This window comes from Pseudomonas alliivorans (assembly GCF_017826695.1).
GTDB classification, from domain to species: Bacteria; Pseudomonadota; Gammaproteobacteria; order Pseudomonadales; family Pseudomonadaceae; genus Aquipseudomonas; species Aquipseudomonas alliivorans.
In genome coordinates this window covers 632,130-653,248 of record NZ_JAFFZW010000002.1, presented here as the reverse complement: position 1 = coordinate 653,248, position 21,119 = coordinate 632,130, and the positions used below count along the sequence as shown (strand labels likewise).

At 57.6% G+C, this 21,119-nt stretch carries 20 protein-coding genes and 3 pseudogenes; 12 read left to right on the top strand and 11 right to left on the bottom strand.

The window, feature by feature from the left end; genetic code table 11:
* Window positions 1–10: 10 nt before the first annotated feature.
* Window positions 11–913: an AraC family transcriptional regulator gene (locus JTJ32_RS07490; protein ID WP_210041627.1), complete on the bottom strand. Its 903-nt coding sequence runs from the start codon at window positions 911–913 to the stop codon at window positions 11–13.
* 150 nt (window positions 914–1,063) lie between these two features.
* Between JTJ32_RS07490 and JTJ32_RS07485 the strand changes: the two genes are divergently transcribed.
* The 5 genes from JTJ32_RS07485 to JTJ32_RS07465 all read left to right on the top strand — a co-directional run bounded on the left by JTJ32_RS07485 (window position 1,064) and on the right by JTJ32_RS07465 (window position 6,358).
* Window positions 1,064–2,134 (top strand): aldo/keto reductase, encoded by a 1,071-nt coding sequence (locus JTJ32_RS07485; RefSeq protein WP_099227761.1) that lies wholly within the window; start codon window positions 1,064–1,066, stop codon window positions 2,132–2,134.
* Between the two features lie 78 nt (window positions 2,135–2,212).
* Complete coding sequence (locus tag JTJ32_RS07480) at window positions 2,213–2,743, top strand: nuclear transport factor 2 family protein (protein ID WP_210041625.1); 531 nt, start codon at window positions 2,213–2,215, stop codon at window positions 2,741–2,743.
* 121 nt (window positions 2,744–2,864) lie between these two features.
* Complete coding sequence (locus tag JTJ32_RS07475) at window positions 2,865–3,719, top strand: oxidoreductase (RefSeq protein WP_210041840.1); 855 nt, start codon at window positions 2,865–2,867, stop codon at window positions 3,717–3,719.
* Window positions 3,720–3,809: 90 nt separating this feature from the next.
* Complete coding sequence (locus JTJ32_RS07470; protein ID WP_099227759.1) at window positions 3,810–4,529, top strand: haloacid dehalogenase type II; 720 nt, start codon at window positions 3,810–3,812, stop codon at window positions 4,527–4,529.
* Between the two features lie 80 nt (window positions 4,530–4,609).
* The gene (locus JTJ32_RS07465) at window positions 4,610–6,358 is read left to right on the top strand and encodes an OPT family oligopeptide transporter (protein WP_210041624.1); all 1,749 of its coding nucleotides are present in this window, start codon (window positions 4,610–4,612) and stop codon (window positions 6,356–6,358) included.
* Window positions 6,359–6,512: 154 nt separating this feature from the next.
* Here the strand turns inward: JTJ32_RS07465 and JTJ32_RS07460 are convergent, their stop codons facing one another.
* From JTJ32_RS07460 to JTJ32_RS07445, 4 genes are all read right to left on the bottom strand, one after another.
* Window positions 6,513–6,956, bottom strand: a complete 444-nt coding sequence (locus tag JTJ32_RS07460) for an NUDIX hydrolase (RefSeq protein ID WP_210041623.1) — start codon at window positions 6,954–6,956, stop codon at window positions 6,513–6,515.
* A 137-nt stretch (window positions 6,957–7,093) separates the two neighbouring features.
* Complete coding sequence (locus JTJ32_RS07455) at window positions 7,094–7,519, bottom strand: GNAT family N-acetyltransferase (protein WP_184322588.1); 426 nt, start codon at window positions 7,517–7,519, stop codon at window positions 7,094–7,096.
* Window positions 7,520–7,656: 137 nt separating this feature from the next.
* On the bottom strand, window positions 7,657–8,781 hold the full coding sequence (locus JTJ32_RS07450; protein ID WP_099227755.1) for an alkene reductase: 1,125 nt from the start codon (window positions 8,779–8,781) through the stop codon (window positions 7,657–7,659).
* A 102-nt stretch (window positions 8,782–8,883) separates the two neighbouring features.
* Entirely contained in the window at window positions 8,884–9,561 is a 678-nt protein-coding gene (locus JTJ32_RS07445; protein WP_210041622.1) for a type 1 glutamine amidotransferase domain-containing protein, read from the bottom strand.
* Between the two features lie 208 nt (window positions 9,562–9,769).
* Between JTJ32_RS07445 and JTJ32_RS07440 the strand changes: the two genes are divergently transcribed.
* Window positions 9,770–10,354, top strand: coding sequence for a TetR family transcriptional repressor CurR (locus JTJ32_RS07440; protein ID WP_099227753.1), 585 nt, complete (start codon window positions 9,770–9,772; stop codon window positions 10,352–10,354).
* Between the two features lie 16 nt (window positions 10,355–10,370).
* Here JTJ32_RS07440 and JTJ32_RS07435 read toward each other — a convergent pair whose 3' ends face one another.
* The gene (locus tag JTJ32_RS07435; protein ID WP_099227752.1) at window positions 10,371–10,673 is read right to left on the bottom strand and encodes an ArsR/SmtB family transcription factor; all 303 of its coding nucleotides are present in this window, start codon (window positions 10,671–10,673) and stop codon (window positions 10,371–10,373) included.
* A 46-nt stretch (window positions 10,674–10,719) separates the two neighbouring features.
* Entirely contained in the window at window positions 10,720–11,613 is an 894-nt protein-coding gene (locus tag JTJ32_RS07430; protein ID WP_210041621.1) for an NAD(P)H-binding protein, read from the bottom strand.
* Window positions 11,614–11,689: 76 nt separating this feature from the next.
* Between JTJ32_RS07430 and JTJ32_RS07425 the strand changes: the two genes are divergently transcribed.
* On the top strand, window positions 11,690–12,277 hold the full coding sequence (locus tag JTJ32_RS07425) for a TetR/AcrR family transcriptional regulator (protein WP_210041620.1): 588 nt from the start codon (window positions 11,690–11,692) through the stop codon (window positions 12,275–12,277).
* Between the two features lie 51 nt (window positions 12,278–12,328).
* Here the strand turns inward: JTJ32_RS07425 and JTJ32_RS07420 are convergent, their stop codons facing one another.
* Window positions 12,329–12,703 (bottom strand): winged helix-turn-helix transcriptional regulator, encoded by a 375-nt coding sequence (locus tag JTJ32_RS07420; RefSeq protein ID WP_099227749.1) that lies wholly within the window; start codon window positions 12,701–12,703, stop codon window positions 12,329–12,331.
* Between the two features lie 102 nt (window positions 12,704–12,805).
* Between JTJ32_RS07420 and JTJ32_RS07415 the strand changes: the two genes are divergently transcribed.
* The 3 genes and pseudogenes from JTJ32_RS07415 to JTJ32_RS07405 all read left to right on the top strand — a co-directional run.
* Window positions 12,806–13,924: an NADH:flavin oxidoreductase gene (locus JTJ32_RS07415; RefSeq protein WP_210041619.1), complete on the top strand. Its 1,119-nt coding sequence runs from the start codon at window positions 12,806–12,808 to the stop codon at window positions 13,922–13,924.
* 341 nt (window positions 13,925–14,265) lie between these two features.
* Entirely contained in the window at window positions 14,266–15,045 is a 780-nt protein-coding gene (locus tag JTJ32_RS07410; protein ID WP_210041618.1) for a YkgJ family cysteine cluster protein, read from the top strand.
* A 52-nt stretch (window positions 15,046–15,097) separates the two neighbouring features.
* Window positions 15,098–15,383, top strand: a pseudogene (locus tag JTJ32_RS07405) (MFS transporter); the annotation flags it as partial.
* A 108-nt stretch (window positions 15,384–15,491) separates the two neighbouring features.
* On the opposite strand, the gene JTJ32_RS07400 reads toward JTJ32_RS07405, so the two are convergent.
* Entirely contained in the window at window positions 15,492–15,899 is a 408-nt protein-coding gene (locus JTJ32_RS07400) for a hypothetical protein (RefSeq protein WP_210041616.1), read from the bottom strand.
* 153 nt (window positions 15,900–16,052) lie between these two features.
* Between JTJ32_RS07400 and JTJ32_RS07395 the strand changes: the two genes are divergently transcribed.
* Window positions 16,053–16,907 (top strand): AraC family transcriptional regulator, encoded by an 855-nt coding sequence (locus JTJ32_RS07395; protein ID WP_184322597.1) that lies wholly within the window; start codon window positions 16,053–16,055, stop codon window positions 16,905–16,907.
* A gap of 139 nt (window positions 16,908–17,046) precedes the next feature.
* Here JTJ32_RS07395 and JTJ32_RS26720 read toward each other — a convergent pair.
* Window positions 17,047–17,253: pseudogene (locus JTJ32_RS26720) on the bottom strand (methyl-accepting chemotaxis protein); the annotation flags it as partial.
* A 78-nt stretch (window positions 17,254–17,331) separates the two neighbouring features.
* Window positions 17,332–18,051 (bottom strand): annotated as a pseudogene (locus JTJ32_RS26715) (PAS domain-containing protein); the annotation flags it as partial.
* Between the two features lie 648 nt (window positions 18,052–18,699).
* Between JTJ32_RS26715 and JTJ32_RS07385 the strand changes: the two are divergent.
* Entirely contained in the window at window positions 18,700–20,946 is a 2,247-nt protein-coding gene (locus JTJ32_RS07385; protein ID WP_210041612.1) for a TonB-dependent siderophore receptor, read from the top strand.
* The last annotated feature ends 173 nt before the right edge of the window (window positions 20,947–21,119 follow it).

The window sequence follows — 21,119 nt, the reverse complement described above, 5'->3', positions numbered from 1 at the left end:
GACTGCCTGCTCACTTTCCCGCACTCATCTCGACCGCGCTTCGCAATCGGCTGGCGTCCCGCGCCGGTGGCAGGCCAAACAGACGCACGTAGTCCCGGCTGAACTGCGAGGGACTTTCGTAGCCGACCTGATAGCCAGCCCCGGCCGCGTCCACGGCTTCGGCGACCATCAGGCGACGTGCTTCCTGCAATCGCAACTGACTGCGAAATTCCAGCGGACTCATTGACGTCACTGCCTTGAAATGCGCGTGGAACGTGGAACGGCTCATACCGGCCAGTTCGGCAATGTCATCGATCCGACAACCCTGGCGGTAGTGCTCACGCATCCAGGCAATCGCTTTTGCAATCTGCCGCAGTCGACTGTCTGCCCGGGCCAGCTGCCGGACGATACCATTGCCGCTCTCGCTCAGCAGCCGATACAGCATCTCCCGAATGATGAGCGGTGCCAGTGCCTCGATGTCGTGGGGTGCATCCAGCAGACCGGCAAGCCTGGCCGCTGCGTCGAGCAGTTCCGGCGTGGTGGCGTTGAGTTCGATACCGGCAGTCGGCAGGTCGCTTGGTTCGCTGATGGCCGGGTGCCGAAGCGCCAGTTCGCTGAGGATGGTCATGTCCAGGTCCAGCACGAGGCACAGATACGGTAACGCCTCGCTCGCTTCGATGACCGACCCCATGACGGGCATGTCCACCGACGCCACCAGATAGGTGGATGCGTCATACACGTAGGACAAGGTTCCAGCCGCCACCTGCTTGCGGCCTTGAACGATCAGACACAGGGTGGGTTCATAGACCACCGGCATCGGCACGGTGGGCGCGCCCGAGCGAACCAGACTGACACCCGCGACAGGCGTAGTGTGCAGGCCGTCGGTCCTTGCATGACGGCGGATGATGTCGATCAGTTTTTCCAGAGAACCCATAGCGGCCCGTCCCACTTGATGATGAAACAGCTTTCAATCCCGTTCGGATAATCGTGCAAGAACGCAGGACGATCCGGCTATAGCGTAGCGCCTCCCTGGCGGCAGACTGAACCCGACTGCTCAGAACTTCATCTCAGTAAGGAGGCCATCATGCCCGCTATCACTGCTCTCGACCATTACCGCCTGCTCGGACGATCAGGTATGCGCGTCTCGCCCATGGCCCTTGGCACCATGACCTTTGGGGCTGACTGGGGCTGGGGCGCGGAGGCCGATCAGGCACGGCAGATATTCGATGCCTATGTCGACCGGGGCGGCAACTTCATCGATACCGCCGTCAACTACACCAACGGCGAGTCGGAGCGCATCCTGGGGCAGTTTCTCAAAGGCAAGCGCGAGCGCCTCGTCGTCTCGACCAAGTACACCATGGCGCGTGATCCGGGTAACCCCAACTCGGGCGGTAACCACAGGCTTAACCTGATGCGCTCGGTCGAGACCAGTCTCAGGCAACTCGACACCGACCGCATCGAATTGCTCTACCTGCATGCCTGGGATTTCACCACCTCGGCCGACGAAGTGATGCGCGCACTGGACGACCTGGTGCGCGCCGGCAAGGTGCTTTACCTCGGTATCTGCAACACCCCGGCATGGAAGGTCGCTGAATTGCAAACCCTGGCGCTGTTGCGTGGCGGGTCGCCGCTGGTTGCGCTGCAAATCGAATACAGCCTGGTCGAACGCAGCGTCGAGCATGAGCTGATTCCGATGGCCGAAGCGATGGGGCTTGGCGTGCTGCCATGGTCGCCATTGGGCGGCGGCATTCTGACCGGCAAATACAGCCGCGACGATCTGCAGCAGGCCAGCGAAGCGGGCGTATCGTCTACCCGCAAGGGCGTGATCAGTTCATCGGGGCATATGACCGAGCGATCACTCGAGATCGCCAGTGTCGTGGGTGACATCGCCAACGAAGTCGGCGTCACGGCCTCCCAGGTCGCACTGGCCTGGACGCTCATGAATCCCGCAGTGGTTGCGCCGGTACTGGGTGCCAGAACGCTGGCGCAGGCGCTGGACAATCTCGCCGCGCTTGACCTGCAACTGGATGATGAACAGGTTGCCCGGTTGGATCAGATCAGTGCGCCCGCGCCGATCTTTCCCGAGCGCTTCGTGTCGCGGCCGATGGTTCAGCAATTGATCTTCGGCGGTGCCCGGCTGCAAAACCGTTTGTGACCGCATTCCATAATGCCCGCTTATTTTTGGGTGGGTCTTTTGTTCTCTAAATGCCGTGGTGGCTGGAGGAGTCTTCAAATGCACGTTTCCATTGTGAAAAGTACTCGAGCGTTGGCGCTGGTCATGGTTGCCATGATGGGCGCCGGGCTGATTTGCGCAAACGCTGATGCCGCTTGCGCCTCGGATACCGAGGCCTGCAACAAGCAGCGCGTGACCCAGGCCTTTGATCGCTGGGCGGCCGGAGGGACGACGTTTTTCACTGACATGCTGTGGCCCGATGTGGTCTGGACCATCAAAGGTTCTGGCCCCAGCGCGGGCGTTTATCGGGGCGTCGATTCGTTCGTTCAGCAAGCCGTGCGACCGTTCGTATCACGGTTGTCCAGTCCGGTCGGACCGGTGAGCAAACGCGTCTGGGCGGATGGCGATCACGTCATCGTTCAGTGGGATGGCGTTGGCGTGGCGCGGGATGGGCAGGCTTACAACAACAGTTATGCCTGGATCTTTCACATGCGTGAAGGCAAGGCATTTGAAGCCACCGCGTTTCTCGATCTTGCACCTTATGACGAGGTGCTACGACGGATTCCTGCGCCCGAGGCAAGCGGGGGATAGAGGCTCTTCATCCGGCCGATAGGTAGTATTGATGTTGATCAGCATCAAAGACATTGACGGTTATGATTTCGATCATCATCATAGCGCTATCTTCAGTCAGTCGACCCGCGAAGGCACCTCTATGACGACCCACACACCTGTAGCGCTGGTGACCGGCGCTTCTTCCGGCATCGGCGAAGCCACTGCCAACGCGCTCGCTGCGGCAGGCTATACCGTTTACGGAACCAGCCGGAAAGGAACCCGGAGTGGCCCGCGCAATTTTTCGATGCTGGCCCTCGATGTGACGGACGATGCGTCCGTCGAGGCGGCGATAAAGGAACTGCTGGTGCTGGAAGGGCGCATTGACCTGCTGGTCAACAACGCCGGTTTCGGAATTGCGCCAGCAGCGGCCGAAGAGAGTTCGATCGAGCAGGCCAAGGCCATTTTCGACACCAACTTTCTGGGCATTGTGCGCGCCACTCGCGCCGTTGTGCCGCACATGCGCCGGCAGGGTGGCGGCCGGATCATCAACATAGGGTCCATTCTGGGCATCGTGCCGGTGCCGTTCGTGGCGTTGTACGCGGCCACCAAACATGCGGTGGAAGGGTATTCGGAGTCTCTGGATCACGAATTGCGCACATTCGGTATCAGGGTCACGGTCATCGAGCCTGGCTATACCCAAACATCATTCGAAACCAACAACCTTGAAGCTGACGCCAAGCTGGAGCTTTATCAAGACGTCCGGGCGCGGGTGTCCAAAGCGGTCAACCACGCCATGGCCAGTGCCGACAGCCCGGATGTAGTCGCCCAGGTGGTGCTCAAGGCCGCCCGTGCCCAGCGTCCGAAGCTGCGTTACACCGCCGGTAAAACGGCAGGCCAGTTTAAATTCATGCGCCGCTTTTTGCCGGCGGGTTTTCTGGATACGGCCATCCGCAAGAACCTGAAACTGGACGCAAAATCGCCTTCGCAGGCACGCACCGCTCACCAGCCAGGTTGATCCGGTCAGCATCGTCCGATCAATCCATGTTCGCCAGACGCGCGTTTACTCACTACAGTGGTTCCCGATGGCAATTTCAGGAGGAACCCGATGACGCTTCCAAAAGCGCTGGCGTTTGATGTCTTCGGCACAGTGGTTGACTGGCATTCGGGTATTGCCCGCGAAACCGCAGCGTTTCTGGCCAGCAACCTGCCTTCGGTCAGACCGGCCGATTTCGCATTGCAGTGGAGAAAGCTTTACGCCCCGGCGATGCGCGAGTGCATCAATGAGGCGAGAGGCTTTGTTGTGCTGGATACCTTGCACCACGAGACGCTGCAACAGCTTTTGAGCACCCATGGTCTGGACGTCAGTCGCATTCAGCCCGATGAGTTATGGCGGCTCGCCCACGCCTGGCGGCGGCTTGATCCTTGGCCCGATGTACCTGAAGGGCTGGTGCGGCTGCGCGAGCGTCTGCCAGTCGTGACCCTGTCCAACGCCAACGTTGAGCTGATGATCGCGATGAACCGCTACAACGGTCTGCAGTGGGACGCCTTGCTGGGAGCGGAGTTTGCCCAGACCTACAAGCCGGAGCCTGCCGCCTACCTGACGACCGTCGATGCACTGGGCTTGAAGCCACAGCAATTGTGTCTGGTGGCATGCCACCACAGCGATCTGGCGGCAGCCAGGGATTGCGGCCTGATGACGGCTTTTGTCCATCGGCCCATGGAGTACGGAGGAGCCCCTGCGCCCGACGCGGATTATGCCCAGGACTGGGACTATGAAGCCGACAGTCTGATCGACCTTGCCCGGCAGCTTTGCACGTCACCCTGAACCTTGCGACGATACGGCGCTCACTTGTTAGGCCGCGGCGTTGAGTGACCGCGCTGTTTCATTGCCGATAAGGAATTCGCATGCACCAAGCCTCGCCATCGCTTTCGTCGACGACTTCGCTGGCCGGACCTGTAGAACGTGAGCTGAGTCTGCGCGCTGTCGTTACCGGGATCGTGCTCGGTATCCTCCTGACACCCTCCAATGTATACGCGGGACTCAAGATTGGCTGGTCGTTCAACATGTCGATCATCGCCTTGCTGATCGGCTATGGCATCTGGCAAGGCCTGGCCCGTCGTTCGACCACGCAAATGCCCTGGACCCTGCATGAAAGCAACATCAACCAGACCGTTGCTTCTGCCGCTGCATCGATCATTTCCGGCGGACTGGTTGCGCCGATCCCTGCCTACACGCTGCTGACCGGCCAGCAACTGGATGCCGTTCCGATGATCGCCTGGGTGTTCTCGGTGAGTTTTCTGGGTATCTGGATCGCCTGGTACCTGCGCCCCTCGCTGCTCAACGATAAAGCGCTGAAGTTTCCCGAAGGCATGGCGACGCTGGAAACCCTGCTGCACATCTACAACCACGGCCATGAAGCCGCGACACGCCTCAAAGTACTGCTGAGCGCCGCGTTACTGTCAGCATCGGTCAAATGGGTCGATACCTTCATGTGGGCGTTGCCACGCTGGTCGCCCAACGCCCAGCTGGAGCGTCTGACCTTTACCGCCGACCCCTCGCTGCTGCTGGTGGGTTTCGGCGCGATCATTGGCATTCGCGTGGGCTTGACGTTGCTGCTCGGCGCTGTGCTGGCATGGGGCGGGCTGGCACCCTGGCTGCTGGAGCAGGGGCTGGTGCAGTTGCCGCCCGACAGCAGTGGCCCGCAGTTCGCCGCTCTGGTGGAATGGCTGTTGTGGCCAGGTGTGAGCCTGATGGTCTGCTCGACACTCGCGTCGCTGGCAATTCGGCTTTGGGCCTTGCACAACACCACCAGGGCGCAGGGCGGCAAAACCTGGACTCTGCCAAAGCCTGGACCGGCGGCCGGCTTTGCACTGGCGATCGTGCTGGTGGTCAGCCTGCAGGCGCTGCTTTTCGGCATCAATCTGTGGATGGCGCTGCTGACCATTCCATTGGCCATCTGCCTGGCCGCAGTGGCGGCCCGAGTGGTTGGCGCAACCGGCATTCCGCCTATCGGCGCCATTGGTCAGTTGTCCCAGCTGAGCTTCGGCATCGTTGCGCCGGGTCAGGTGCCGATCAACCTGATGAGTGCCAACACCGCAGGCGGTTCGGCCGGGCAGTGCACCGACCTGATGAACGACTTCAAGGTCGGCCGTGCCATTGGCGCCACCCCGCGCAAACAACTGATTGCGCAAACCCTGGGGATCTTCGTCGGCAGCATCGTCGGTGTGTTGGCCTATCTGGCGCTGATCCCTGATCCGCAGGGCATGTTGCTCACCGAAGAGTGGCCTGCGCCCGCGGTCGCTACCTGGAAAGCCGTGGCGCAAACCCTGACCCACGGGCTGGACTCGCTGTCCGCCAGTATTCGCTGGGCAATCTTCATCGGCGGGCTGGCCGGGCTGCTGCTGGGCATTCTCGACAGCGTATTGCCCGCACGCCGCGCCAGATTCCTCCCCAGCACCGCCGCGCTGGGCCTGGCCTTCGTGCTGCCCGCGTCGGTATCGCTGATGATGGCCCTCGGCGCTATCGTGACCTGGCTGGTGAGCTGCCGCTGGGCGAGCGTTACCGAGCGGTTCGCGATTACCGCGGCGGCGGGGCTGATTGCAGGGGAGAGTATTACCGGGGTCGGGGCGTCGTTGTGGCAGATGGTGGGGTGAGCGGTGAAGTGCCTGGATACGCTTTTGCACGTAGGGCGTGGGATAGTATGGCGGTTGCATCTAATGCACTGTGCGTGCTGATTGACTGCCGGTTCCCGGCAGATAGCCGGAAAGCTGCCTCTCACGGTTCGATGTTTTCATGATCTGCTGCCCATCAAAGCAGCGAAGCCGTCTTGAGCAGTTCTGACAGGCCTTCAGGTACGAGGGGGGATTCGGCGCAGAAGCTGGATGCTGTATGCCACGCTGCCCTGAAACACGATCCGTCGCTCTCTTGCCCTTCCAGCAGCCGCTTTTCATACACAGTCGCGTCATCAAACGTCGCGTCATAGACCTGGACTATTTCGTGTCCCGGCTTGCCAGCGTAAGTGAAAATGCTTTCCAGCGTACCGATCAGCCGCAGGTTGCCGATTGACAGCCCCAACTCTTCCTGCACTTCCCGGATGATGGCATCGCTACTCCTTTCGCCAAACTCGATGCCTCCGCCGACGGGGCGAAAGAAGGTTTGCTGTTTGGCCTCGTCGTAGAACTCATTCACCAGAATCTTCCCTTGGTGATGGAAGACACAGATGGCGAGGGGGCGAATGCGTTGTAACGACATGGTGAGAACATCCTTGTGAGCAAGCAGTGCTGTGAAGTCAGCCTTTTTGCGAGTGAATCGTTGTCTGTGGCGATTTGGCCATGTGTTCGATCACGTTGAAGGGCTGGTCAACGCAAGACAGTCTGCGCGTAGATGAATCATCCAGTGAGCGACTTCAAAAGAATATGCCGATTCCACGGTCCACAATACTTGGGGATTTGCGCGATCAGCTCATAGCCAATGCGTTGATACCAGCCGGCAACCCCATCATCCAGCGTTTCAATGATGGAATCCACACAGCCTCTCTCGATTGCCAGCGCTTCAAGCCTGTGCAACGCCTCGGCGCCGAGCCCGGTTCCGCGCCATTGTTGATCGACCCACAGAAAATTGACAAACAGACGGCCAAACTCAGTACGTCCTGTAGCGCCACCCATCAGCCTGAAGTCTTCAGTGACCGCACAGGCTATGTCCTTGGCACTTCCGCCTAGTGGCTCGGATAAATTGCGTCCCGTGTCGATAACGCCATTTCTGATGGTTTGCAGAAAATCACCACCGACCTTGTCATCGGCTATCCACTCTCTCATTTCAATGCTCCCTGCGTCTGTGTGTGCCAAAAACACACGCAAATGAGGTGCCAGAGCAGTCGATGGTCAGCATGAGCCGCAGCAAATGCAGCAGGTGCGCGCTCTTGTAAGAGCGCGCGCCTGATAAATCCTATGGGTCAATCCCGATAAACGGGGTAATCCGTATAACCCTCGGCACTGCCGCCATACACCGTCGCCGGGTTCAGCTCATTCAAGGGCCAGTCATGTTTGATCCGCGCAGGCAGGTCAGGGTTGGCCATGAATGGGCGACCGAATGCGACGAAGTCTGCCAGTCCTGAGTCCAGCAGTCTGGCACCCGATTCTCCGTTGTAGCGACCTGCGTAGATGATCGCGCCCTTGAAGGTGTCGCGCACTGCACGGCGGAAGGTTTCCGGCATGGCAGGGGCGTTGTCCCAGTCGGCTTCGGCGATGGACAGGTAGGCGATCCCCACATCCTGAAGCACTTTGATTGCCTCGATGTACGTGGTGTGCGGATCTTCCTCGACCATACCCAGGTAAGTGCGGGCTTCGTCGGTGGTCGTGAACAGTGGCGCAAAACGCACGCCGACCTTTTCCTTGCCGATGCATTCGGCCACGCCCGCCACTACTTCGCGCAGAAAGCGCAGGCGGTTTTGCAGGGATCCGCCGTACTGGTCGGTGCGAAGGTTGCTGTGCGCGGAAATGAACTGGTTGACCAGATAGCCATTGGCGCAGTGCAGTTCGATACCGTCGAAGCCTGCTTCCATGGCATTGCGCGCTGCCTGAATGTAGAGCTGGATCAGTTCCTGGACTTCATCAGTGCTCAGCGCTCGTGGCGCGGAAGGTGGAACCAGCTCGCCTGCGCCGGGGGCAGTCTCGATAAACACGCTGACGCGATCTGTGGCAACGGCAGAGGCCGACACGGGGGCGTCGCCGTTTGGCTGCAAGGCGGTATGAGACACACGGCCCACATGCCAGAGCTGGGCGAAGATCACGCCGTCTTTGGCATGAACGGCCTCGGTCACTTTGCGCCATCCGGCGATCTGCTCTGCGGTATGAATGCCCGGAGTCCAGGCATAACCCTGACCGCGCGGCTCAATCTGCGTGCCCTCAGTGATCAGCAGACCCGCGCCGACGCGCTGCTGGTAATACTCGGCCATCAACTCGTTGGCGATGTTGCCCGGCTGCGTGCTGCGCTGACGGGTCAGCGGCGGCAGAACAATGCGGTTTTTCAGCGTATGGGAACCCAGTTTGGCGGGGGTGAAGAAAGTGCTGTTTTTCATCGGTGTACCTTGTGCGGTCTGATTAGACCAGTCGACTAGTAATTGCATAAAAATAAAACCGTGTGTCAGGCACACGGTTTCATGAGCGGCCGGATAGACAAATCAGCCAAGCATCTTCAAAAGCTGCTCGGCGACTGCTGCGGAGCTGGCAGGGTTCTGGCCGGTGACCAGTTGCCCGTCGACGACCACATGGACTTGCCAGTCAGCGACTTTGGAGTAGTGGCCGCCAAGGCGTTGAAATTCGTCTTCGATCAGGAAAGGGACGACATCGGTCAGGCCGACCGCCGCTTCTTCGGCATTGGTGAATCCGGTGACTTCGCGGTGCTGGATCAGCGGTTTGCCATCAGCCCCGACGACATGACGTAATACGCCCGGTGCGTGGCAAACGAAGCCATGTGGCTTGTTGCTGCGATCAAACGCTTCAATCAGCGCGATGGAATGCCTGTCTTCGGCCAGGTCCCACAGCGGGCCATGACCGCCTGGGTAGAACACGGCATCAAAGTCGTCAGCGCTGACGTCTGCCAGACGTCCGGTGGTGGCCAGTGCCTGTTGAGCGGCAGGGTCGTTGCGGAAGCGGGCGGTCTCGGCAGTCTGCGCATCCGGCTCATCGCTCTTCGGATCCAGCGGCGGCTGACCGCCCGCTGGCGAAACCAGTGTGATTGCTGCGCCGGCGTCCTTGAAGGCGAAGTAGGGGGCTGCGAATTCTTCCAGCCAGAAGCCGGTTTTCTTGCCGGTGTTGCCGAGCTGATCATGTGAGGTCAAAACCATCAAGATTTTCATAGCGCACCCTTTGAGTTGGTCAGGCATCAGCGACGTGCAACGAATTTGCGTGTCCTGATCACCTGTGGAATAGGTTGACGGGGCGCAGCATAGTTTCTAAATAGACCAGTCGTCTAGTAGTTTTTTTAACCCGAGGTTTTTCACGACCGGATGTGGCAAACTCTCGGTCTTTCGAATACGACTGGTCTATTGCCTGGTAACCCGCCCCATGAAACCGACCTACGACGACACCCGCCAACACCTGCTCGACACCGGCCATCGCATGATGGCCGAGCGCGGATTCACCAGCGTTGGCCTGAACGAACTTCTGCAGGCGGCAGGCGTGCCGAAGGGCTCGTTCTATCACTACTTCAAATCCAAGGAGCTCTATGGCCAGGCTTTGCTGGAGGACTACTTCGTCGGCTATCTCGCTGATATGGAGCGACGCCTCACGCTGCCTGATCTGAGCGCTTACGAGCGTTTGATGGATTACTGGCAGGGCTGGCAGGATCGCTGCGTGCCGGACGGACACGGCGATGAGTGTCTGGTGGTCAAGCTCAGCGCCGAAGTTTCCGACCTGTCCGAGACCATGCGCCTGACCCTGCGTGACGGTACTGAACGAGTGGTGTCGCGTATCACCACCTGCATCGAGCAGGGCCAGGCTGATAAATGCCTGCCTGCCGGAGATGCCCGTGAACTGGCGGAAACCCTCTATCAGCTTTGGCTGGGGGCCAGTCTGTTGAACAAACTCCAGCGTACGGGGCAGTCGCTGGGCAGGGCGATGGAGACCACGAAGCGGTTGTTGAAGGTTTGATCGAACGACAGTCTGGTCAAGTGGAGTGGCTGAGAATGGAGTCAAGCAACCCTGGAAAGCGCCTTTCGAGCTCATCCTTGCGAAGAGCGTTCATGTGGGTTGTACCGACCGTGCGTGTGCGCATCAACCCTGCATCGCGCAGGACCCTGAAGTGATGAGAGGCGCTTGATTTGGGGCGTCCTCCATCCAGCTCACCACAGGTCGCTTCGGCCATGCCGTAGAGACGGCGAATGATCTCCATGCGCACAGGGTCGCTTAACGCATACAGAACGCGCTCCAGAACGAAATCACTGGCTTCCGGATGTTTGAGTGCTCTCATGGTCGGCAACCTTTGGCGCAGAACGGTGGTAGTGGATACGAGGCTTTCAGCGCACCTGTCTTCTGAAAGCATCGAGGTTTTCACGAAGCCAGTCCGATAACGAGCGGGGCGCTGTACCAGTGAGGTCTTCTACCGTGAAGGTTCGTTCTGTCAGTACGCAATCATGGAAAATCCGATCAAGCCCCACGAGAAGTTCAGCCTCGAACGGAGAGCGTCCATCGGCAACCAGCGCAGCATACTGGGCTTCGGGAGTCCTGTGGGTATAGCTGACCGCGTGGCCTAGCAAACCGGATAATTGCTCGGCGATTTGGGGCATTGTCCAGTTTCCAGGTCCTGTCAGGTGGTAGGCACGCCGGGAGCCTTTCTCCACCTCTTCCAGTAGCGCTATGCGCGAACAATCGGCCACATCTCGAGTGTCTATCAGGTTGACGCGGCCATCGCCTGCCGCACCGGCCCAGGTGCCCTCAGCGATGGCATTGCCGGCGCGTTTGAGTACGTCCATGAATGTGGTAGGTCTCAACACGGTGGAAGCCAGGGGTTGCCGAGCCAAATGAGCTTCTATCGCTGAATGCCAGGCGAATGGATTCATAGGGGTCGATGGCCCCATGACCGAAATCTTTACGATGTGCTGCACACCTGCTTCTACCGCAGCGTCAATGATGGCAATCTCATTGGCGACCTGTTGCGCAGACGTACCGTGAGTGATGAACAGTTTATCGACGCCTGCAAGTGCCTTTTCGAGCGTTGACGGTTGATCAAAATCCACTGTCGCAGACGCCACCCCCGCGATGGAGGATGAGGATGACCGTTGGCGTGAAAGAGCCACCAAGGTGACCGGGTCAGGTGCCAGTTGATTGATCAACCGCATTCCTACGCGGCCTGTAGCACCTGCAATGGCAATGCGCGGTGGTTTCGTTTGCCTGTTTGACGGGTTAATCATGATGAATTTTCCGTATCATGGAACGATCAGTCCATCTATCCTGTACTGATCGTTCCAGCGTGTCAACGGAGGAATCATGAGCGGTAAACCGCAATATGATGAAAGCGCAGTACTGAAAGCCGCTATAGGCGTTTTCTGGCGTCACGGGTATGCAAATGCATCTGTGAGCGATCTGACAGAGGCGACTGGATTGTCTCGATCAAGCTTGTATCAACGCTTTCAAGACAAGGACGGGCTCTTCAATGAGTCTCTCCAGTTGTATACCGAGCGCGTATTGGCCCGAATGAAATCCACTCGCGTACAACACTCCAAAGCGAGCGTGGAAGCGCTGCTACGCGAGTTTCTGCCCAGAGAATCCGATGCAACGCGCCCGCCTGGTTGTTTGATTTCTCGCAGCAACGCTGAGCAGGAAGACCTTAGTGCCGCAGGAAAGAGGGCGGCAAACGCCGCTGCCTGCAAGCAGCGTCAGTTTGTTTTGGAAATTCTGGCTGAGGGGCAGTCGGCTGGTGAGATTGGGCATGACGCAGATGCAGATCTGCTGTCCTGGTATTACTTTGGGATATTGCAGTCGATTGTGAATCTGCCTTCGGTCGGTGCAACCAGCCAGACGCTTGCCCGTCTCGTTGATGTAGCAATGCTCGCATGGCCGCAAGGCAAGGCGTAAGTGACGGCATCGTAAGGCCGCGTCGCATGGCCTGGTGCGGCGTTCACACCTTCAGTTTGCCGCTGTGGCTTCGTCGAACTTCAACCGGGCCGACTCGACTTCAGGCAGTTTGTCGAGCGTCCATTTGTGCAATTCGCGAAACGGCTGCTGGAGTGTTCGACCCAGCGGGGTAATTTCATATTGCACCGCCACGGGAGAGAACGTGATCACCTTGCGCAAGACCAGACCATTGCGCTCCAGTCTCCGCAAACACTGTGTAAGCGCCTTTTGAGTAACCCCCTCCAGACGACGTTTGATCGCATTGAAACGATGTGGCTCGTCATCAAGTACGGCCAGGACCATCATTGACCACTTGTCTGCGATCTGGTCGAACAGCGCCCGGCTTGGGCACTCCGACGAGAAACATTGAGGCTTGATTTCCAGCATCGAGGTTTCCTCTTGTATACCTGGGCGACTCCAGGTGCCTAATTGACATTTGGTTTACAAAATATACTTATATGGCTTCCCAAAGCAAACGGAGTCCATTCCATGTCGAACCCTGATACCAGCATTTTATTTCGTCCTTTGTCGATTCGGTCGCTTGAACTGAAAAACAGAATTGTCATGGCGCCGATGACCAGGCAATTTTCGCCGCATGGCATTCCCGCCGAGGGAAGCGCGACGTACTACCGGCGGCGTGCCGAGGGACAGGTGGGCTTGATCTTGTCGGAAGGCACAGTCGTTGATCGTCCTGCTTCACGTAACGGTGCCGGTATTCCCTTTTTCCATGGTCAGGCAGCGCTCGCCGGGTGGAAGCATGTGATCGATTCTGTCCACCAAGCGGGTGGCCGCATGGGGCCGCAGCTGTGGCACACCGGTGCAGTACGCGATGCCAGCGGCTGGGAACCTGACGCATCGGTTGAAAGCCCGTCCGGCCTGGATTCACCCAATGACCCTCGCGGCAAAGCGATGAGCGAAGAGGATATTGCAGATACAGTTGCAGCGTTCGCCAAGGCAGCGGCGGATGCCAAACGTCTGGGTTTCGACACCGTCGAGATCCACGGGGCTCATGGTTATTTGATCGATCAGTTTTTCTGGGCGGGTACCAATCAACGCACCGATCGTTATGGCGGACCGACGATCAAAGAGCGCTCGCGTTTCGCGGCTGAGATCGTGTCTGCCGTGCGTCATGCAGTCGGTCCCGAATTTCCTGTCATCATGCGCGTCAGCCAGTGGAAGCAGCAGGATTTTGGGGTGCGAATCGCCGAGACCCCCGCGATGATGGAAGATTGGCTGCTGCCATTGGTGGAGGCGGGGGTTGATGTCTTGCACTGCTCGCAGCGACGCTTCTGGGACCCTGAGTTTCCCGAGATTGACGGTGAGAACGGGCTTAATTGCGCAGGCTGGGCGAAGAAAGTGACGGGCGCCACAACCATCAGCGTCGGTTCAGTCGGGCTGGACAACGATGTCACGCACGCCTTTGCGGGCCAGGGATCAACGTCTGCGAGTCTGGATCGTCTCATCGAGCGCATGGAGCGCGAGGAGTTTGATCTGATTGCAGTGGGGCGTGTTTTACTGACTGACAAGGATTGGGTCGCTAAAGTGGAACGAGGCGATTTTACCGACCTCAAGGGTTTCAATCCGGCGTCTTTGGCCGAGTTGGCTTGAGCCATTGCCGAGCATTGAGTGAGGTCGCGACCGTGACATTCAGATTTCACAAGATGAATACGGGTTTGTGGTTCAGCGCAGCCCGGCTGTTTCGGTGACCTTGCAGGTATCCAGGCCCGCATCGCGGTGGGCCTGGATACTTGCAACACGAAACAGGGATACCCGATGGCTGAACAGGGCGGCGTCGCGTTGACAAATGCACGCCGTCGGCTGACGAGGGCTTGCTCACAATAATTGGTAACCAATTGCTGCTATTGCCGCCCGATATTTGATGTATACCCTTTTTCTTTTTTGCCGGCGCCGCTGCACGAAGTGTGAAGGGTGAGCGTTAAGGACTGACCATGAACCCCCAAAGCCAACCCGATATGCCTGCAAAAATCGGCCCGATCATGTTTGCATGCAATGGATGCGGAGTCTGCTGCAAAGGACGTCTCATACCCCTCACGCTCCAGGAGGCCGAAGAGTGGCTGGATCGCGGTAACGATGTTGCCGTCATACTTGAGGCGTTCGATCACTCGACCTACGTCGAGCCGGCGCACTACGCCCACAGCGTCCAGCGGGCTACGGAAGTGATCAGTGGCGAGGCACGCATCCAGGTGGTCGCCATCTTTGCAGGCAACGCGCTGACACAGTGCCCGAGTCTGGGTGAGGATAACCGCTGCGCAATCTATGAAGACCGGCCGTTGGTCTGTCGAATCTATCCCATGGAGATCAACCCGTTTCTCACCCTGCGTCCCGAGGAGAAGGTTTGTCCGCCGGAGGTCTGGGAGTCAGGCGAAGTATTGTTTTCCGATCGGGTCATTGACCCTGTCCTGGAGGATCAGATTCAACGCTCACGCCAGGCTGACCGTGATGACGCCGAGGCCAAGGTTGCCGTGTGCGAGCAGATGGGAATGAATGTCGCCGCCTGGAAAGGCAATGCACTGGCTGTTTACCTGGCTGACCGCGTGTTACTGCGCCACGCCATAAGGCTTGTCAGGGCTGGCGATCCCGTGTCTACAAACGTGTCCTGGAAAGTTCGTGCCGATGATGCTGATCTTCACACCCGTCTGGAGCTGGCGGGCGTTGAACTGGATGCTGGATCGCAGGCTGAATATATCTTTCACTCGGTCACTGTCTGAGCTGGAGGAGGTTTCTCCGGCAGTGGAATCCCGATAAAGACAAGTTGACAGAGGCCTGGTCGCCAACGCATATCTGGCCGATCTACTGCGCAGTGGCCTCTGACTCTGCACAGACTTCTGCCAAATCGGCCGCCAACGGCATCATTACCACCGCGATGTTCATTGGCTGCGGCATCGCACCGATATTGATGGGCACGCTGATCAGCACGGGCGGTGGCTGGAGCAGCCTTCACGGCTATACAGTGTGTTTCTTTGTCATGGCGCTCGGCGGGGCGCGCCTGCAGCTGTTTTCTCATCGGCCGCAAGTGTTGGTTGCCCAGGCTGCCGGGAATCTATAAGGCTTATCCAGATGCGTGGCCTTGAGCGGTGCGGTTTGGTACTCCATGTCGCGGCGTGCGCCGCAGGCACTGTGGCGCGCCTGTTTGAGCCAATGTCGGGGTCAGCGTTTATGTAGAAGCAGCTTTCAGGACCTTGGGTTTTAATAATGTCTCCGCCAGCAACAAGGCCTCGTCTTCAGTGGCTGTCATGAGCATGGGATAGCCCCAGAATTTCTCGTAAACAACTGAGAAGGCTTTGCCTGCCAAGCGTTTGGCAAGACTTGATTCGACATGAATCGAGGCTTTGACATACTGCTTGAGCTCGCTTTTATGGCGCTTCATCCATAGGGCCATTTGTTTCATTTCGTCTGGCGAGTGTTCGGTCTGCTCCTTATCCAGCCCTTCGTTGCTGAGGAGAACGAAGGGCTGATGGCGAGCAAGCAACGCTTCGAACTGGGCAAGTGAGTCTTCTTGGCTGTAGCCCTGTGTCGCTTTTTGCAACCATACGAGCGGGAATTGGTTAGTTTCTATACGCATTTCGATACTCCTCCGATGAGATCGCCAAATCTGTGTGACGGCCTGCAGTTTCAGGATACCCTGTAAGCAGGTCGGCGAGATTGCACAGCTTGGCCATACTATTGTTCGAATCAGCCAGATTTCGTCTTGGTTCAGCGAGGGTGCACAGCTGGTATGGCAAACATCGTCAATGGAGACACGGTCCCCAAGTGGGACGTCGATAGCATTTCGCGGACAGTCGTTGCGCTCAGTGCCTCGATGGTGAGCAAAGACTGGGAGCAAGCAAGCCATCAACATCGCAAGGCGCAACTGCTTTATTCCGTGCGTGGCGTGCTCAATTGTGAAATCGAAGAAGGCGTATGGATCGTTCCACCGCAATGTGCCGTATGGATACCTGGCGGTTTGTCACATGCGACACGTGGCTCGGGAGAAACGGAATGTTACTGCTTATTTGTGGAACCCGACGCCGCACCGGACCTTCCGCAAGGTTGCTGCACGATTGGGGTCTCGCCACTGCTGCGGGAATTGCTGCTCAAGGCGGCGGGATTCTCGGAAGACGCCGCCACCAGCGCACGCGAAGACCGCCTGATCGCAACGTTGTTGGACGAATTGTCGGCAGCCCCCGTGCAGGACCTGCATTTGCCGATGCCTCGCGACAGGCGTCTGCGCCGGCTCGCTGAAATGCTCCTGGCCGACCCTGCGGTGAAGATTTCAGTGCACGATTGGGCATCCCGCATAGGCATGAGTGAGCGCAGCATGAGTCGGCTTTTGCTGCAGGAGATAGGGATGAGCTTTGGGCGTTGGCGTCGCCAGTTGCATGTGATTCTGTCACTGCAACGCATGATCAAAGGGGAGAGCGTACAGACGGTTGCATCGGAACTCGGTTATGAAGGCTCCAGTGGCTTCATCACCATGTTCCGCAAAACCGTAGGCAAGGCCCCTGTGCAATATCTCACCACCCGCTCAAGTGCTCTTGCTGCGGGTGATTCGTTGCATGTGCCTTCAATCCTGCTTCCTGATAACGTTTAACCGCGGCGAGTAAGCGATCTCGCCGAGGAGTGAGCATCACGTCCTGCATGATTCAACCGGTTGCCGCCGTGGCAGCGGCAACTGGTCGATTCCACATGTCCGTTACATGACCTGACTGAAAGGCTGCTGCTCAGCGCGCAATCATCCCGGCGGCTTGTTCGGTGGCTTCGGTAGTACGCGTCGCGAGTTTACGAACCTCGTCGGCCACAACAGCGAAACCGCGCCCAGCCTCACCTGCACGTGCAGCTTCAATCGCCGCATTCAGCGCCAGCAGATTTGTCTGGCTCGCAATGCTTTGTATCGTACCTACAATTTGCGACAACTGAGCCAGGCTGGCCTCCAGGGTCCGTTGATGCGTAATTTCCGACTCTCGCAGCGCATTCTGCTCGTGCTGCAGGTGGACATCCACAAGAGCGCCGACTACGCGAAGCGGAGATCCTTTCGGATCGCGCCGGGTCTGACCTCGTGCTCTGAACCAACGGTATTCGCCACTCTTCATCTTCAACCGATACTCGATGTCGAATGGAGTTTTTCCTGACCTATCATTCAAGTGGGCGCCGAAAGCGTTAAGGCTTCGTTCTTTATCATCCGGGTGCAACCGGGATGCCCAGCTATCCAGAACATCAGGAAATTCTTCAACCGTTTCAAAACCAAGCAGTCTTCGGAACTGAGGCGACCACCAGAACGGGTTCCTGGCATTCACAGGATCCCCGGCAATGACCTCCATGTCCCACAAGCCATCGGAGAGCATTTCCCTGGCCAGTTCGAAGCGGGTGATGATGACGTCATGTTCCTGCTCGCGTTCCAGCTGATCATGAATATCCCGTAGCGAGCCAGCGACCCGGATCGGCGTGCCTCGTTCATCACGAAGTGTTTCACCTTGTGCATGGAACCAACGATAGGAACCGTCCTTCATCGCGAGCCGGTTTTTCACTTTATAAGGCGTGTTGCCTGACTTGTCGTTGAGATGTCGAGCAAAGGCGTCAAGCGTCTCCTGCTTGTCCTGCGGATGCAGGCGATCGGCCCAACTCGCCAGGACATTCGGGAAATCAAGTTCGTTATTAAATCCGAGCAGATTGCGAAATTGCTGCGACCACCAAAAGCGGTTCTTGGGATTGATCGGGTCGCCAGCTACGACCTCCATATCCCAAAGGCCCTCGCTGGAGGCGCGATTCACCAGGTCGAATCTGACGGCGTAGGTTGACGCGCTAGCTGCCGATTCGTGAAGTCGTTCCCGCTCAACTTCAAGCTCTTTTTCAAGTTGGCTTATGCGTGATTGGGACTCACGCCGGGATGATTCGAGAGTTCCCCAGGCATCAAGGATTACCGGGGCCTCCCGGCAACCTTTAACGTCAGGTGCTTCGCCGCTTTTGATGGCAGCTATCAGCTGTCGGAGTGCATAACGATCACGGCGTAAAAACGGGATGGACATGGTGCAAGACTCGATAGATTTAATAGGCCTCATCCATGCGCCTTGATAGTTGTTTTTTTCGGCCTCTGTTCAGATAACTGTAGACCTGATCGCAACTTAAATTGAGGGGTGGCATGCTCAATTGCAGTCGGGAAACTCCCCGCCGCACACATTGGCCGAACTGAAAAATAATCTGGCCATCCCTCGATATCTGGCAACAGCAGCCTGTTGCTAAATTGCGCCACAACGAATGCTAATCAGTTTCACCTGAGATTAATTCGTCACTTCTGTTCTTCGGTCGGGTTCCGGTTGAGTCGTGGGTCTTCAAATCCGCTTCTCGATGGTCGGCCGTTGTCTGTTTTTCTTGATAAGGAATGACTCATGTCGAGTTCGTTGACTGACTGCGGTGGAGGGCGCCATGGCGCGCCTCAACGTCTGGTGAAGAAACCGGTTGCTGCAGCGCTGCTTGTGCTTTTGGGACATTCAAATTGTGTGATGGCAAAGGACACGGTCAAAGCCGACGAAAACACTCCGTCTCAGGGCGTGATGTTCCTCCCGTCCCTGACGATAAGCGGGATAGGAGCACCCGGCGGCACCGAGACAGAAGGCACAGGCCTTTATACCCTCGGTCAGACAACGGCCGCGACTCGCTTGCCGCTCACGCTTCGGGAAACGCCGCAATCGGTTTCAGTGGTGACACGTCAACGCATGGACGATCAAAAGCTCGATTCGGTTCAGAGTGTGCTGGAGAACACCACTGGCATCTCCTCGTACCAATCAGACAGCCAGCGCACGAGTTTTTATTCCCGAGGCTTTCTGATCGACAACATCCAGTATGACGGCATACCGGCTGTCATCGGCGATGTCATAAACGGCAGCGGTATCAGCGACCTGGAAACAGCGTTTTATGACCGTGTCGAAATTGTGCGCGGGGCGAACGGACTTCTTACCGGCACGGGCAATCCGTCGGCTGCGGTCAATCTCGTCCGCAAAAGACCCACGTCAGCGTTTTCCGCCTCCACCTCCATCAGTGCGGGGTCGTGGGACAGTTTTAGAGAAGTGGGGGACATTTCCGTACCCCTGACAACCGACGGTCGCGTTCGGGCACGTATGGCTGGGGTCAATAATGATGGCCACTCTTACCTCGACGGGTATCAAACACAAAAGCAAGCGCTCTACGGGATCGTTGAGGCCGATCTCACTGAAGACACTACGTTGGGTGTGGGTTACGACTACCAGAATAGTTCCCCTAAGCGACCGACCTGGGGCGGTACGCCTCTATGGTTCAGCAATGGCTCAGAGGCAGAATGGTCGCGCTCCAAATCTGTGGCAGCGGACTGGAGCCGCTCGGACAGTACTCGACAGAACGCTTTTGCCGAACTGGAGCACCGGTTTGATAACGATTGGAAAGTCCACGGTTTCGTGAATCAGTACCGTACCAGGTATGACACCCAGCTCATGGGGAGTTCTGGTACACCTGACCAGGATACTGGACTGGGCAGTTTTCCTGATGGCGCTTATCCGATAGCGTTGGCCGGCAAAGGTAAAAGCCGTCAAAACACCTTGGATGTGATGGCGAGCGGTCCCTTTGACCTGATGGGACGCCAACATGACCTGGTGGTGGGAGGTATGAGTTCTCGATATACCTCGAACAAAGATGACGTCAGCCCCTTTTTTTCAGGGTTCACGCCCATCAATATCTACGATTGGAGCAGCCACTTCCCCAAGCCTGACTTCGATGCAATGACGTCAATACCCACCCATACCCAGATCAAGCAGCGCGGTTTCTACAGCGCGGCGAGATTCTCTTTGGCTGACCCATTGAAGTTGATTGTCGGCGGGCGGTTCAATCGGTACGAGATTGACGAGACCGCAGGCGGAACGCCGTTCAGTTATAAAAAGAGTAATGAATTCACACCTTATGCAGGTTTGATATACGACATTGACGGTACGTATTCTGCTTATGTCAGTTATACCGGCATCTATAATCCTCAATCATCATTTCGAGACCGCAACGGCAACGTTCTTACGCCTACTGAAGGCAAGACGAAAGAAATTGGCCTCAAAGCTGAATACCTGGAAGGCAGACTGAATGCGTCGGTCGCATTGTTTGACACCGAACTGGACAATGCTGCACAAGCGGACGGTCGTCTTCTTACCCCAGGCGGAGCCCAGGCTTATAAAGGTGTCGATGGCACCAAATCCCGTGGGATCGAGTTTGACATGCAGGGTGAGGTTGCCACCGATTGGAATGTCTACGCTGGCGTGGCTGCTTTCACGGCCAAGGATGGTAATGACACCAGGCTAAATGCTCAGGTGCCACGCACTACCGCTCAGATGTTCACGACGTACAGATTACCCGGAGTCTGGGAGAAACTGACGTTGGGTGGCGGCATCAGATGGCAAAGCCGCTTCTTGAGCAGCAGTACCAGCACACGGGTAGCGGAACAGGATCCCTACGCGTTGACGTCATTGATGGCTCGTTATGAGATGACACGTCACATGGACGTCTCTATCAATGTTAATAATGTGTTTGATAAAAAATATGCAACGCAGAAGGGCGACTTCGACACGGTAAGTTATGGCGCGCCGCGGAACGCATTTCTAACAGTCAACTATAAACTGTAGCCCGAGCTGATGACCTCTGCGATCTGATCCGATTGCCGCCATCAGTCAGTTTTTTCCAGGTTCGACCGACAACACAGGTGGTGGGCCGCAATCGCCAGGCAGGAGAACGGCTGTCCAGCCGCAGGTGAGCGCCTGGTAAAGCAAATCACGCCTCTCAAACCGGAAAGTGAGAG